This is a genomic window from Ruegeria sp. CDSA033, from assembly GCF_059612305.1.
This window is the reverse complement of sequence record NZ_JBXWQI010000027.1, coordinates 19871-33953: the sequence shown is the minus strand read 5'-3', so window position 1 is coordinate 33953 and position 14083 is coordinate 19871. Positions and strand designations below refer to the sequence as shown.

Below are 14083 nucleotides of genomic sequence, written 5' to 3'. Positions count from 1 at the left end.
GCATCCGAAAATCCAGCCGCAGCACCAGCACCCTTCTCAATCAGACATTCATAGCCCAACTTCTGAAGCTGCAACGCAGACTCCGGCGTCATCCCAACACGGTTCTCACCGTCATAAGTCTCTCTCGGTGTGCCTATCTTCATCGCCATGATCCTAGCTGCGTTTCTTGGGCGGGATGAGATCGGTGATTGTGCCCTCGAACATCTCGGCCGCGAAGTTCACTGTCTCGCTGAGCGTCGGGTGGGGGTGGATCGTGTGACCAAGATCGACCGCATCCGCCCCCATTTCGATGGCCAGAGCAGTCTCGGAGATCAGATCACCGGCGTTGGTGCCGACGATGCAGGCACCCACGATGCGCTGATCCTGTGGATCGAACAGCAGTTTGGTGATGCCTTCGGATCGGCCATTGGACAGAGATTTGCCCGACGCGGCCCATGGGAACACGCCTTTTTCGACCTTGATCCCCCTGGCCTTCGCGTCGGTCTCAGTCAAGCCACACCAAGCCACTTCCGGGTCGGTATAAGCGACCGAAGGGATCAGTTTCGCGTCGAAGAACCGCTTGTGACCGGCGGCAACCTCGGCTGCAACCTTGCCTTCGTGCACGGCCTTGTGCGCCAGCATCGGCTGGCCGACCAAATCGCCGATGGCGAAGATATGCGGCACGCCGGTGCGCAGTTGGTTGTCCACGGCGATAAAGCCACGCTCATCCACCGCGACCCCGGCTTTCTCGGCGTCGATCAGTTTGCCGTTGGGTTTGCGTCCTACGGCCACCAGAACCTTGTCGAACGTGTCGGTGAAGCTTTCGCCCTTGTCATCCTCGAACGTGACCTTGAGGCCCTTTTTCAACGGTTCAATCGCTGTGACCTTGGTCTTTAGGAAAATGTTTTCGTACCGGCCCTTGATGCGGGTCATCAGAGGTTTAACGATATCCTTGTCCGCACCAGGGATAATCTGATCCATCAACTCGACCACGGTGATGTCCGAGCCCAGCGCGTCATAAACGCAAGCCATTTCCAGACCAATGATGCCGCCGCCCAGAACCAGCATCCGCTTTGGAACATCCGCCAGTTCCAGCGCACCTGTCGAGTCGATCACGCGGTCATCGTCATGCGGAATAAAGGGCAGCTCAACCGGTTCAGATCCCGCCGCAATGATGCATTGGTCAAAGGAAACCGTTGTCATTCCGTCATCGCCCATGACCTCGATCATGTTCGGACCCGAGAAGCGACCGTAGCCACGCACGATCTGGACCTTGCGGCCCTTGGACAAACCGTCCAAACCGCCGGTCAGTTTGCCGACAACGCTGTTTTTGAAGGCGCGCAATTCGTCCAGGTCAATCTTAGGCTTGCCAAAGTTGACACCATGCGCGCCCATCTCTTCGGCCTCGGTGATAACCTTGGCCACGTGCAACAACGCCTTCGAAGGGATACAGCCCACGTTCAGGCAGACACCGCCCAGCGTCGGGTTGCGCTCGATCATGACAACCTTTTTGCCCAGATCGGCGGCGCGGAAGGCTGCGGTGTAACCACCGGGGCCCGAGCCCAGCACAACCACTTCGGCATGCACATCGCCCTGCCCGACTGAAGCGCCGGTGGCGGCCACAGCCTGAGGGGCGGCAGGTGCCTCGGCCGGGGCGGCCTCGGGTGTTGCGCCTTCGGCGGCTTCCAAAGTCAGGATCAGCGCGCCTTCCGAAACATTGTCACCTTCGGCAACGGCAATCGAGACGACCTTGCCATCGGCGGGGGACGGAACCTCCATTGTAGCCTTGTCGGATTCCAGTTCGATCAGCGGGTCTTCGGCGGCGACGGTGTCACCAACCGAGACAAGAATGCTGAGCACGGGCACATCGGAGAAATCGCCGATATCGGGTACATTGACGTCCATCTGTTCTCTCCTCACCACATCAACTTGCGCATGTCACCCAACAGCGTCTTGAGCGTGACGCAAAAGCGCGCGGCCAAGGCGCCATCAACGGCACGGTGGTCATAGCTGAGAGACAAGGGCTGCATCAGGCGCGGCACGAATTCTTCGCCATTCCAGACCGGAGCCATCTTCGACCGGGTCAGGCCTAGAATGGCCACCTCAGGCGCGTTGACAATCGGAGTGAAATGGGTGCCACCGATACCGCCCAGCGACGAGATCGTGAACGTCGCGCCCTGCATGTCGTTCGATTTCAGCTCACCTGCACGCGCCTTGCCCGACAATTCCATCAGATCCTTGGAGATCTCGACAATGCCCTTACGATCCGCATCTTTGATGACCGGCACAACCAGTCCGTTCGGCGTGTCCGCCGCAAAACCGATGTTGTAGTAGGATTTGCGGATCAGCTTGTCGCCATCCGGGTGGATCGACGAGTTAAATTCCCAATGCTGTTTCAGCGCATTGACCGAGGCCTTGACCACAAAGCTCAGCAATGTGACGCGATAGCCTTCTTCCTTGGCCATCGTGTCCATTTCCTTGCGGTATTTGTCCAGCTCGGTGATGTCGGCCTCATCATTATGGGTGACATGCGGGATGTTGAGCCACGACCGGTGTAACGCAGGTCCAGACAGCTTTTTGATCCGAGGCATTTCCACGTCTTCGACCGGGCCGAACTTTGAGAAATCGACAACCGGGATTGGTGGGATGCCCATGCCACCCGATGCACCCGCCGCAGCCGGAGCGGTCGCATTCGTGGATTTGAGGAACTTGGTGACGTCCTCGCGCAGGATACGACCCTTGCGGCCCGAGCCGTTGACCTTGGACAGGTCAATGTCCAGCTGACGGGCAAAGGCGCGCACCGATGGCGAGGCATGGGCCTTGCCGAACCCTTGGTCCATCACCGGCGCCGCCGGGGTGGCTGGCGCGGGGGCAGCTGCAGGTGCCGGTGCGGCGGCTGGCGCGGCCTCGGCCGGGGCGGCGGGTGTCCCCTCGCCTTCCAGCAGCAGGATCAGCGCGCCTTCAGAAACGTTGTCGCCCTCGGACACTTTGATTTCCTTGACGACACCTGCGGCGGGGGACGGAACCTCCATCGTTGCCTTGTCGCTTTCCAATTCGATCAGCGGGTCCTCGGCGGCGATGGTGTCACCGACCGAGACCAGGATGCCGATCACCGGGACCTCTGCAAAATCCCCGATATCCGGGACTGTTACTTCGATTGCCATTTCTACGTCTCCTCGTGCCCCGTGGGTTTAAACCAACCGGGGGTTCGGCTTGTCGCCGTCGATTTCATATGTCTTGAGCGCCTTCTCGAGCTCGGCCTTGGTCACCGCACCTTCGCGATACAGATCGACCATTGCCGCCGCCGCGATATGATTGGCATCGACCTCGAAGAACCGGCGCAGGTTCACGCGGCTGTCCGAACGGCCATACCCATCCGTGCCCAGCACCGTATAGCGGCCCGGCACAAAGGCGCGGATCTGCTCGGCGTAGTTCTTCATGTAGTCAGTCGCCGCGATGATCGGACCTTTGGCCTTTGAAAGCTGTTCGGTAACGTAAGGCACGCGTTCCTCTGCCAGCGGGTCCAGACGGTTGGCGCGTGCCGCATCCTGTCCGTCACGGGCCAATTCGTTGAAGGAGGTGGCCGACCAGATATCAGACGTCACGCCGAAATCTTTCTTCAGCAATTCCGCTGCTTTCATCGCCTGCACAAGAATGGTGCCCGAGCCCATCAGGTTGACGTGCTTCTTGCCTGGCTTCTTGGTTTCCTGAAACCGATACAGCCCCTTGATGATCCCCTCTTCCGCGCCCATCGGCATATCGGGGTGCGTATAGTTTTCGTTCATCAGGGTCAGGTAGAAATAGATATCTTCCTGATCGCCATACATGCGCTGCAGACCATTCTGGATGATCACTGCGACTTCATAGCTGAAGGTCGGATCGTAGGTGATGCAGTTCGGGATAGTGCCCGCAAGAATGTGGCTGTGGCCATCCTCGTGTTGAAGACCTTCACCGTTCAGCGTCGTCCGACCGGCCGTACCGCCCAGCATGAAGCCCCGCGCACGACTATCACCAGCCGCCCAGGCCAGATCACCGATGCGCTGGAAGCCAAACATCGAATAGTAGATGAAGAACGGGATCATCGGGACGCCGTGATTGGAATACGCAGTCGCTGCCGCAATCCAATCGGCCATGGCGCCAGCCTCGTTGATGCCTTCCTGCAGGACCTGACCGTTGGTCGTTTCCTTGTAGAACATCATCTGATCAGCATCTTCAGGGGTATAGTTCTGACCCGAGGGGTTGTAGATCCCGACCGAGCGGAACAGCCCCTCCATCCCAAAGGTCCGGCTTTCGTCCGGCACGATCGGCACCACGTTCTTGCCCATTCCCTTGTCACGCAACAGCGTGGTCAGGATGCGGACAAAGGCCATCGTCGTCGAGATCTCGCGATCACCGGTGCCCTTTAGTTGAGCTTCGAACTTGGAAAGTTCGGGGATCTCCAACGCCGGAGCGCTGCTGTCGCGTTTGGGGAACTCACCGCCCAAAGCCTTGCGTCGATCGGCCAGGTAAGCCTTTTGTGCGTTGTTCAACGACACAAACGGCGCGTTGGGCAGGTCTTCGTCACTGACCGGGATCTGGAACCGATCACGGAACGCACGCAACTGATCTTCGGCCAGTTTCTTTTGCTGGTGGGTGGTGTTCTGCCCCTCACCGGCCGAGCCCATGCCGTAGCCCTTGACGGTTTTCACCAGCAGGCAGGTCGGCGTGCCCTCGTTCTCGGTCGCGCGCTTGAATGCGGTATAGACTTTTTCTGGGTCATGTCCGCCCCGGCGCAATGCCCAGATCTGATCGTCGGTCCAGTCTTCGACCAAAGCAGCGGTTTCCGGGTATTTCCCAAAGAAATGTTCGCGGATATAAGCGCCGTCTTTCGACTTGAACGTTTGGTAGTCGCCATCGACGGTTTCATCCATCAACTGACGCAACCGCCCGCTCGTATCTTTTTCCAGCAGTTGATCCCAGCCCTTACCCCAAAGCAGCTTGATCACGTTCCAGCCCGCACCGCGGAAGTCGCCCTCAAGTTCTTGCACGATCTTGCCGTTGCCGCGAACCGGACCATCGAGCCGTTGCAGGTTGCAGTTGATCACGAAGATCAGGTTATCCAGGCCTTCTCGCACGGCCAGGTCAATTGCACCCCGGCTTTCGGGTTCGTCCATCTCGCCATCGCCGAGGAAGCACCACACTTTACGGTCGGCCATGTCGATATGACCCCGGTTGTGCATGTATTTCATGAACCGCGCCTGATAGATTGCCATCAGTGGACCCAAGCCCATCGAGACCGTCGGGAACTGCCAGTAATCCGGCATCAACCACGGGTGCGGATAGCTGGACAGCCCGCCGCCATCGACCTCGGAGCGGAAGTTTTCCAGCTGCTCTTCAGTGATGCGCCCTTCCATGAAGGACCGGGCATAGATGCCGGGGATCACATGGCCTTGAAAAAACACCAGGTCGCCACCGTGGATCGCCGATTTCGATCGCCAGAAGTGGTTCAGGCCCACGTCATACATAACAGCTGATGAGGCAAAGGAGGCAATGTGGCCGCCATATTCGCTGCTGACTTTGTTGCGTCGAACCACGGTTGCCATGGCGTTCCAGCGGTTGATCGTACGGATCCGCCACTCCATCTCAGGATCGCCGGGAAAGGCGTACTGATCATCGACCGGGATGGTATTCTGATAGGGCGTTGTAGCCGAAAACGGCAGCGTCGCCCCGGCGGCGCGGGCCTTCTGCACGGCCTTGTCCAACAGGAAATGCGCACGGTTCGCACCGTCTCGTTCAATCACGTCTTCAATGGCGTCCTGCCATTCCTGACTTTCTACCGGGTCGATATCGGGTTCGAGGTCTTTCATTGGGCAGGTTCCTTTCTCAAACTGTGTCCCGAGGAGTGTCAGACGAAGAATTGTGCGCCGTTGACAGAAATCGTTGAGCCGTTGACAAACCCGGCGTCATCCGAGGCCAAGAAGGCCACACAGCGGGCGATTTCCTCGGGTTCGCCCAGCCGTCCCGCCGGGATTTGGCCGATAATGGCCTCGCGGACCTTTTCAGGCACGGCCATGACCATCTCAGTGGCGATATAACCGGGGCAGATAGCGTTTGCGGTAATGCCTGCGCGCGCGCCTTCCTGTGCCAGAGATTTGACGATTCCCAGATCACCTGCCTTGGTGGCGGCATAGTTGGCTTGCGCAAACTGGCCTTTCTGGCCGTTGATAGAACTGATGACAATGACACGGCCGAACTTACGCTCGCGCATACCGGGCCAGATTGGGTGGATGGTGTTGAAAACGCCGGTCAGGTTGGTGTCTATGACATCTTTCCACTGCTGGGGCGTCATCTTGTGGAACGGCGCGTCGCGGGTAATCCCGGCGTTGGCGACCACAATATCGATCGATCCAATCTCGGCCTCGACCTGCGCGATCCCAGCGGCCGAGGCTTCGTAATCTGCGACATTCCATTTATAGGTTTTGATGCCGGTCTCGGCGGTAAAAGCAGCCGCCTTTTCGTCATTGCCGGCATAGGTCGCGGCAACAGTATATCCTTCAGCTTTCAACTTTCTGGAAATCGCTTCGCCGATACCCCGGCTACCACCGGTTACAAGTGCAGTTCGTGTCATCTCTAATCCCTCCAATTAGTCAGTGACTTTGACCTAACTTGCAGTGTTACGTAGCGTAATTTTTTACCACCGGATAGGCCTGAGCGGAATAGCGGCTATGCGTTTCAGGAAAGGTTTAGTATTAAACTACTTGAAATTTTAATCTTAAAATTATTTTCTTACAGAGAGTTATCGGAGTGTTTATGCAACCGCTCACGGTCAACACGCAAAGGACGGCACGCGATTGCGACCACGGTCACCGGGGCTTGTCACCGACGTAATCCCGGAACTTCGACATTTTACCGATCCCGGGGTTAAAGGAATTAGTTGGATCGCAGCGCCTGTAATGCGCCGCGAGATCCGGCTTGGCCTTGTAGAGGTGGCCGACATTGTGCTCGGCCGGATATTCGGCCCCGCGCTCATCAAGTATTCGAAGCATCGCAGTCTTGATCGCCCTTGGATCGCATCCCTTTTTGATGATGTAATCCTGGTGCATCACGTGGCACATCAAGTGGCCGTAATAGACTTTGCCAACCAACTGATCGGTGATCTCAGGCGGCAGCGTTTCGAACCAATCACGATCATTGCGACGCAGCGCGATATCCAGCGCCAGTATCTCTTCGACTTCGTCGGAATGGACATGGCCATACCGCACAGCGGCACCCGCAGCAGCAAATCGATGCAACCCGGCGATCTTGGCGTCACGCGGGGTGCAGGTGACAAATTCGGCGCTGCGGGAACCAAAGAATTCGGGAAGAAACACCGCCGCCTCTTCGATACCGCTGTCATGCACTTTCAAGATGAGGTGGTGTTCATACCTGTCACGATACTCATACAGGAACTCCGGCAGATGCTCGGGCCAAAGCTTTGCAACAACCTGCATGAACTTGTCGGTGAAACCCCGGGTCAACGAAAACTTGTTCAGACGCGAGTCCACCGCGCCTTTTAAGGCAAAGAACAACGGCAGCCGGTCGGTCCCCAGCTTGTCGATCATAACCAGAGTGTCCTTACCGTATTTCGCAGCGATGTCGAAACACTCGCGATGAACGTATTCGGCTGAAACTGGCAGTGTTTTGAAGTGCGTCAGGATGTGGCGACGTAGGTCGGTAAGGTCAGCAGGGTCGTTTGTACCGATGTAAAAGACCTGCTCACGCTCATAGGTCGGGAAGGTATCAAGCCGCACTGCGAATACCGCCAGTTTGCCCGCACAGCCGGACACTTCGTACAACAGCCGTTCGTCATTGTTGTAACGCGAGGGCGTGTCCGCATCGACATCGCGCAGGATCGCAGTGTAATCCGGGTCCGACGCATTGCGACCCTGAGGTGTCGGGGCATCCTTGTCGAAATCCCCGGCTTCAACACGGGTCAGGATTTCCTCTGGAGTGTCGCCCAAATCCAGTCCCAGATGGTTCACCAGTTTCAGCGTCCCATCCGCGGCGATCTGGGCGAAAAGGGCAAGCTCTGTATAGCTGGGCCCACGCTCGCAAAGCGACCCGCCGGAATTGTTGCAAACCCCACCCACGATCGAGGCCCCAATGCTGGAGGACCCGATTACCGAATGCGGTGTTCGCCCCAGTGGCCTTAGCTGCTTCTCCAACTCAAACAGAGACGCGCCCGGCAGGCTAAGAACCTGCTGACCGTCTTGCAAAAGGTGCAGGGCTTTCATCCGACTGACATTAATCAGCACAACGTCACGATCGTAACCGCCTTTGGGCGCAGACCCTTCGGTCAGGCCAGTATTGGACGCCTGCATGATGACGATCTTGTCGGCGGCGACACAGGCCTGCAATACGTTCCACTGTTCCAGCAGGGTGCCGGGCTGAACTACGCAGAGTGCCTCGCCCTCACCCGATCTGAACCCGCGGCGGAACCGCTCGGTCGCGCGTGCGCCTTTTAGCACATTACGGGGACCGACGATGGCGCGAAATTTGGTTATGAGGGCTTCGTTGGTCATGCCGCGTTCCGATGTGCATCGCTCGGGCTGCTCGTCGGATCACGGAAGCGCAGGTTGGCGCGCGACAGTTCGTCGATCCGCGTAACGCCCATCAGCTTCATGTCGCGCTCAATCTCAGCCCGCATCAATCCCAGCGCCCGTTCGACGCCCGGCTGACCAGCGGCAGCCAATGGATACAGATAGTGCCGCCCTACCCCGACCGCCTTGGCACCCAAAGACAACGCCTTGAGCACATGGGTTCCGCGCTGAATTCCGCTGTCCATCATCACGTCCAGCTTGTCGCCGACGGCATCCACAATCTCGGCCAACTGATCAAACGGCGTACGCGAGCCGTCCAACTGGCGACCGCCGTGGTTCGACAGGATGATGCCGGTACACCCGATCTCAACCGCACGGCGTGCGTCCTCGACTGTCATGATACCTTTGAGGCAGAACTGGCCATCCCACTCACGCACCATCTCGGCCACATCATCCCAGTCCATCGACGGGTCCAACATGTCAGTGAAGTAGCCACCGATCGAACTGGCGCCGCCGCCCATATCCACATGTTCGTCCAATTGCGGCAGGCGGAACCTTTCATGCGTGACATAGTTGATGCCCCACATCGGCTTGATCGCGAATTGGATCATGCCGCCCAAAGTCAGGCGAAACGGGATTGAAAAGCCTGTGCGCAGGTCCCGTTCGCGATTGCCGCCGGTGATGCTGTCGACGGTCAGCATCATCACCTCGACACCCGCCTCTTTGGCGCGCTGCATCATGGCAGAGTTCAGCCCGCGATCTTTGTGGAAGTAGAACTGATAGACCTGCGGGTTCTTATGCTTCTGGCGCAATTCTTCCATGGACACGGTGCCCAGCGACGACACACCGAACATGGTGCCATATTTCTCGGCGGCCGCTGCCACAGCACGTTCCCCTTGATGGTGGAAAAGGCGCTGCAAAGCCGTCGGCGAGCAATAAATCGGCATATCCAGCTTTTGCCCCATCACGGTGACCGACATGTCCACGTCCGTCACCCCACGCAGGACCGATGGCAGCAGATCACACCGATCAAACGTCCGTGTGTTTTCGCGGTAAGTCACCTCATCATCCGCGCCGCCGTCAATATAGTTGAAGATCGGCCCCGGCAGGCGGCGCTTGGCCAATCTGCGGAAATCCTGAAAGTTATGACAGTCCTTCAGACGCATGACTCTTCCTCCTTAATAGGCGACGGATGGCAACCAGGTGGCAAGTGTGGGCCACAGGAATACAAGCGCCAGTCCGGTCAATTGCAGCAGGACAAAGGGGATGATGCCCTTGTAGATATGCGTCAGTTTGATCTCGGGCGGGCAGACGCCCTTGAGATAGAACAAGGCAAAACCAACGGGTGGGGTTAGGAAGCTGGTTTGCAGCGTAACCGCCACCAGGATCACAAACCACACAAGCGCCGGTTCATCCAGTACTCCAAATCCGGGAATATCGATGCCCAGACCGTTCACGATGGGGCGCATCAGCGGCAGCACGATCAGCGTGATTTCGATCCAGTCCAGAACAAAACCCAGCAGGAAGACGATAAACAGGATGAAGAGGATCGTGCCGTTCGCACCAAAGCCGGTGGACTGCACAACGTGTTCGATCAGCTCATCTCCACCCAGTTCTCGTAGGACATACGAAAACACGGTCGCGCCTAGGAAGATCGCGAAGATGTAAGCAGTGGTGTTGAAGGTCGAGACCAGCACATTCCACAGCTTGGCGAATGTCAACTTGCGATAACCCAGCGCGAGCAGCGTGGCACCCAGTGCACCGATGCCCGAAGCCTCGGTTGGCGTCGTCAGCCCGGCAAAGATCGAACCCAGTACCGCAAGGATCAGCAACAGCGTTGGGATAACGGCAAACAGCACGTCCTTGACGGCGGCCCAATCGGGGGCTTTTGCACCCTCGGGCACTGGTGCCGCATCGCGTTTCACCAAGGCGAGGATGAAGATGTAGGTCAGGTACAGACCACCGATGATGACACCCGGAAAGACCGCGGCCATGAACAGATCACCTACCGACAAAGCCATCTGGTCGGCCATGATCACCAGCATGATCGACGGTGGGATCAGGATGCCCAGCGTGCCTGAGGCCGAAACCACTCCAGCCGCCAGCGTCGGTTGGTACTTTTGCTGCATCATTGACGGCAGCGACAGCACACCCAGCAGAACCACGGACGCACCGATGATGCCGGTCGAAGCCGCCAGAATGATGCCGATCAGGGTTACGGTGATAGCCAATCCCCCGCGCACCGTACCAAATAGGCGCTGCATCGAGGACATCAGACGCTCGGCCACACCGCTTTCGTCCAGCATCAGGCCCATAAAGATGAACATCGGCAGCGCAACCAGAACCGCGTTGGACATGGTCGCGTAGACCCGGTTCACCACAGCGCCAAGGGTCAGGTAATCGAGCCCGGTAAAGGTACTCTCGAGCCCGGTCCACAGCATCAGATCGTTGTCAAACAGGTAGGCCAGCCCACAATAGGCAACGCCCACACCCGCCAGAACCCAGGCTACCGGATACCCGGTGAAAAGCAGCGCAATGAATGTCAGGAACATCGCGATGACCAGCTTTTCCTCAGTCGTTTCAACCAGGAAGGTCAGGCCAATACAGACCGCGGCAAATACGGCCAGCACCAACAGGATCCGACGCAAAGGCGCACCTTCGCGCTCTGACGCCGGCCCGTACATCAGCGCATGCCCGTCATGGATCAATCGCGCCACCGCGGCCAAGCCCAACAGAACAAAACTGATCGGAATGACCGCCTTGAAGGCCCAGCGCGCAGGCAGACCTGTGGGGCTGTCCGAGCGCTCGCTGACGCGGAAGCTCTCGTAGAAGTAATCATACCCTTGATCGATCATCAGATAGATGAACGGGGTCAGCAGGGTCAGAATGCCGATCACTTCGATCACACGCTGCGCGCGACGGGACAGTTGCATGTGCAGAACGTCGACGCGCACATGGCTGTCTGTGATCAAGGCATAAGAAATACCGATCATCGTGACGATGCCATAAAAGTGCCACTGGATCTCGTCCAATTTGGGATAGTTCTGGCTGAACAGATAGCGCAGCGAGACCTGGCTGAAGATCGCGGCCATCAAGAGGACATTGGCCCACATCACTACGTGCCCGACGGCTTTGACACCTGTATCAATAGCAACGGCGATCTTCTGACGGTCAGTGTCAGGATGTTCCAGGATGCCTTCATAGGCTTCGACTGGGTCACTTAAGTTCTTTTGCGTGGCCATGGGTAATCCTCGCTCAGCTGACCGGCGCGAGCGCGGTCAAGGGAATGCAGGTCTAAAATCCTGATAATGTCCGAGGCGGAGTTGCCCCTGCCCCGGACGCGTCAGCAAGTCGGGTTACTGACGGGGGAGGAACGCGTTGGTTTTCCACAGGACATAGCCGTCGCGGAATTCGTTCATGTCGGCCAGAACCTTGGCAAAGAAGGCATCGTTGGCGGCCTCTTCGGCAGCAACCTCATCCCAGGTGGCACGGAAGGTGTCCAGCATCTCGGGCGACCATTGCTTGATGGTGACGCCGTTGTTTTCAACGTTGTCGATCAGGGCCGCGTGCTGGATGGCCTCACCTTCGGCAAAACTGTCAGCCATCGAAGCCTTACAGGCGTTTTCGATGATCGCCTTGTGCTGCTCGCTGGTTTCGTTCCAGACGTCCTTGTTGATCATCAGCTCGAACACGGTCGCCTGCTGGTGCCAACCGGGGAAATAGTTGAACTTAACCAGTTTGTGAAAGCCCAGACGCGCGTCGATGGCAGGCATCGAAAACTCGGTTGCGTCGATGGCGCCTTTTTCAAGCGCGGGGAAAATCTCACCGCCCGGCAGCAACGAGGTTGCCACGCCCAGTTTCTGCATGACTTTTCCACCCAGACCGAAGAAGCGCATCTTGAGGCCACTCAGATCTTCAGGGGTGTTGATCTCGGTCGCGAACCAGCCCGACGTTTCAGGGGCGATAACCGCGCAGGGGATTACATGAACGTTGTATCCCGCCTGATCATACATCTCTTGGTACAGCGACATTCCGTTGCCGTAATACAGCCACGCCATGTATTCGCCCGCCTCAGGGCCAAACGGAACCGCCGAGAACAGCGGCGCAGCCGGGATTTTACCCGCCCAGTAACCAGCGGTGGTGTAGCCCGAGTTAATCTTGCCAGTCGATACGGCATCCAGAATTTCGAACGGCGGGACCAATTTGCCCGGCTCGTAAACCTTCATCTTCAGCGTACCGCCAGACATCAGGTCAAGCTGCTCGGCAACACGAGGGATCGGGGAACCCAACCCTGGAAGCTCGGTCGAGAAAGCAATCGGGGTTTTCAGCAGCAGTTTGTCAGCAGCAACCGCAGGTGCCGCCATCAGGCTGGCAGCCACGGCAAGGCTCGTCAGGGTCTTTTTCATGAAATCTCCTCCAGGGTCGGTCGGACTTGGCGTCCGATGAATTTGTGACGCGAGATCTTCCTGCGCCACACTGGTAAATAAAGTTGACCAAACATTTCAGTCAACAACTTTATTTACCAATGGCTCGATTGCCATTTGCCTAGAAATGACCCAGATCGCCTAAACTTAAGAGGGCCGCCGCCAACGATGCCTAAGCAAGTGTTTCGGACTTTTTTGTTTACTGGTAACCAGTTGCGCTCTAAATTTTCCGAGAGGTTACCCCATGAAATCAGGCATTGAAAAACACACACTCAAAGGTTACTTTTATTTACCAAATGGGTTCTGAATCTTCTTCAGAAGGGTAAACCACGATGAACACGACAGCGATTTTCGAACCAATCGGGCACGAATCACTCTCGGATGCAGTGGTGGCTCAGATTGAAGACCTGATTGCTTCGGGCATCCTCAAGCAGGGTCGCAAACTGCCATCAGAACGCGATCTGGCGGAAACCCTTCGCGTATCTCGCCCCAAACTACGTGAGGCGCTGGCGGTTCTTGAAGAGCGGGGCCTGGTGACGACACAGCATGGTGAAGGCACTTTCGTAGCTGCGTTGACAGGCAGCGCCATGCTCCCCGCCCTGTTGGCGCTTTACGAACGCCATGAGCCCGCTTTTTTTGACTATCTCGAATACAGGCGCGAACAGGAAGGCTTTGCCGCTAAGCTCGCCGCGCGGCGGGCGACCAAAGCGGATAAGGAACGGATCACGAATATCTTGGCCGAGGATGAACGCGCCTGGCGCGAGAAGGATGCATTGGCCTCGCGTGAAGCTGATTTTGCACTGCACGCCGCAATTGTGGACGCCAGCCAAAACGCGACGCTCATCCACATGATGGCTTCGATCTATGAGCTCACACGGCAAGGCGTGTTCTACAATCGTGATTTTCTGAAGACCATCGACGGCACGGGCAAGCTGCTGATGGAGCAGCATCGCGAACTGGGAATGGCGGTCATCGCAGGCGACGAAGCACGCGCGGAAAAAGCTGCGTATGACCACATCGACTTTGTAGAAGAGTCCTTCAAGCTTGGCATTGAAAGACGCCGCCGTGAGGCAATGGCCGAAAAGCGCCGCCTTCTGTCTGATTCAAAACTCTGATCGGGCA

Annotated in this window: 10 protein-coding genes; 1 reads left to right on the top strand and 9 read right to left on the bottom strand. The window is 57.5% G+C overall.

What is annotated here, in order from left to right; genetic code table 11:
* The 9 genes from AC2FLA_RS20685 to AC2FLA_RS20645 form a co-directional block, all read right to left on the bottom strand.
* Positions 1–143, bottom strand: a 143-nt coding sequence (locus tag AC2FLA_RS20685; protein WP_496724881.1) for a hypothetical protein, incomplete at its 3' end; no start/stop codon positions are given.
* Positions 144–153: 10 nt separating this feature from the next.
* A complete protein-coding gene (lpdA, locus tag AC2FLA_RS20680) occupies positions 154–1884 on the bottom strand; it encodes a dihydrolipoyl dehydrogenase (RefSeq protein WP_496724877.1) in 1731 nt (576 codons plus the stop codon).
* An 11-nt stretch (positions 1885–1895) separates the two neighbouring features.
* Positions 1896–3143: a dihydrolipoyllysine-residue acetyltransferase gene (gene aceF, locus AC2FLA_RS20675; protein WP_496724875.1), complete on the bottom strand. Its 1248-nt coding sequence runs from the start codon at positions 3141–3143 to the stop codon at positions 1896–1898.
* 27 nt (positions 3144–3170) lie between these two features.
* The gene (gene aceE, locus AC2FLA_RS20670; protein WP_496724873.1) at positions 3171–5825 is read right to left on the bottom strand and encodes a pyruvate dehydrogenase (acetyl-transferring), homodimeric type; all 2655 of its coding nucleotides are present in this window, start codon (positions 5823–5825) and stop codon (positions 3171–3173) included.
* Positions 5826–5863: 38 nt separating this feature from the next.
* Complete coding sequence (gene phbB, locus AC2FLA_RS20665; RefSeq protein WP_472724058.1) at positions 5864–6586, bottom strand: acetoacetyl-CoA reductase; 723 nt, start codon at positions 6584–6586, stop codon at positions 5864–5866.
* 235 nt (positions 6587–6821) lie between these two features.
* Positions 6822–8519: a D-lactate dehydrogenase gene (gene dld / locus AC2FLA_RS20660; protein ID WP_496724871.1), complete on the bottom strand. Its 1698-nt coding sequence runs from the start codon at positions 8517–8519 to the stop codon at positions 6822–6824.
* A complete protein-coding gene (locus AC2FLA_RS20655; protein WP_496724869.1) occupies positions 8516–9703 on the bottom strand; it encodes an alpha-hydroxy acid oxidase in 1188 nt (395 codons plus the stop codon). Before AC2FLA_RS20655 ends, dld begins: the two co-directional genes overlap by 4 nt.
* A gap of 12 nt (positions 9704–9715) precedes the next feature.
* On the bottom strand, positions 9716–11779 hold the full coding sequence (locus tag AC2FLA_RS20650) for a TRAP transporter large permease subunit (RefSeq protein ID WP_496724867.1): 2064 nt from the start codon (positions 11777–11779) through the stop codon (positions 9716–9718).
* Positions 11780–11893: 114 nt separating this feature from the next.
* Entirely contained in the window at positions 11894–12943 is a 1050-nt protein-coding gene (locus AC2FLA_RS20645) for a TRAP transporter substrate-binding protein (protein WP_496724865.1), read from the bottom strand.
* Positions 12944–13293: 350 nt separating this feature from the next.
* Here AC2FLA_RS20645 and AC2FLA_RS20640 point away from each other — a divergent pair, with 350 nt between their 5' ends.
* Positions 13294–14076 (top strand): FadR/GntR family transcriptional regulator, encoded by a 783-nt coding sequence (locus AC2FLA_RS20640; RefSeq protein WP_282121489.1) that lies wholly within the window; start codon positions 13294–13296, stop codon positions 14074–14076.
* Positions 14077–14083 lie beyond the last annotated feature (7 nt).

Coding starts and splice junctions, on each gene's coding strand:
- lpdA (WP_496724877.1), bottom strand. CDS start 1,884: ATGGACGTCAATGTACCCGATATCGGCGATTTCTCCGATGTGCCCGTG.
- aceF (WP_496724875.1), bottom strand. CDS start 3,143: ATGGCAATCGAAGTAACAGTCCCGGATATCGGGGATTTTGCAGAGGTC.
- aceE (WP_496724873.1), bottom strand. CDS start 5,825: ATGAAAGACCTCGAACCCGATATCGACCCGGTAGAAAGTCAGGAATGG.
- phbB (WP_472724058.1), bottom strand. CDS start 6,586: ATGACACGAACTGCACTTGTAACCGGTGGTAGCCGGGGTATCGGCGAA.
- dld (WP_496724871.1), bottom strand. CDS start 8,519: ATGACCAACGAAGCCCTCATAACCAAATTTCGCGCCATCGTCGGTCCC.
- AC2FLA_RS20655 (WP_496724869.1), bottom strand. CDS start 9,703: ATGCGTCTGAAGGACTGTCATAACTTTCAGGATTTCCGCAGATTGGCC.
- AC2FLA_RS20650 (WP_496724867.1), bottom strand. CDS start 11,779: ATGGCCACGCAAAAGAACTTAAGTGACCCAGTCGAAGCCTATGAAGGC.
- AC2FLA_RS20645 (WP_496724865.1), bottom strand. CDS start 12,943: ATGAAAAAGACCCTGACGAGCCTTGCCGTGGCTGCCAGCCTGATGGCG.
- AC2FLA_RS20640 (WP_282121489.1), top strand. CDS start 13,294: ATGAACACGACAGCGATTTTCGAACCAATCGGGCACGAATCACTCTCG.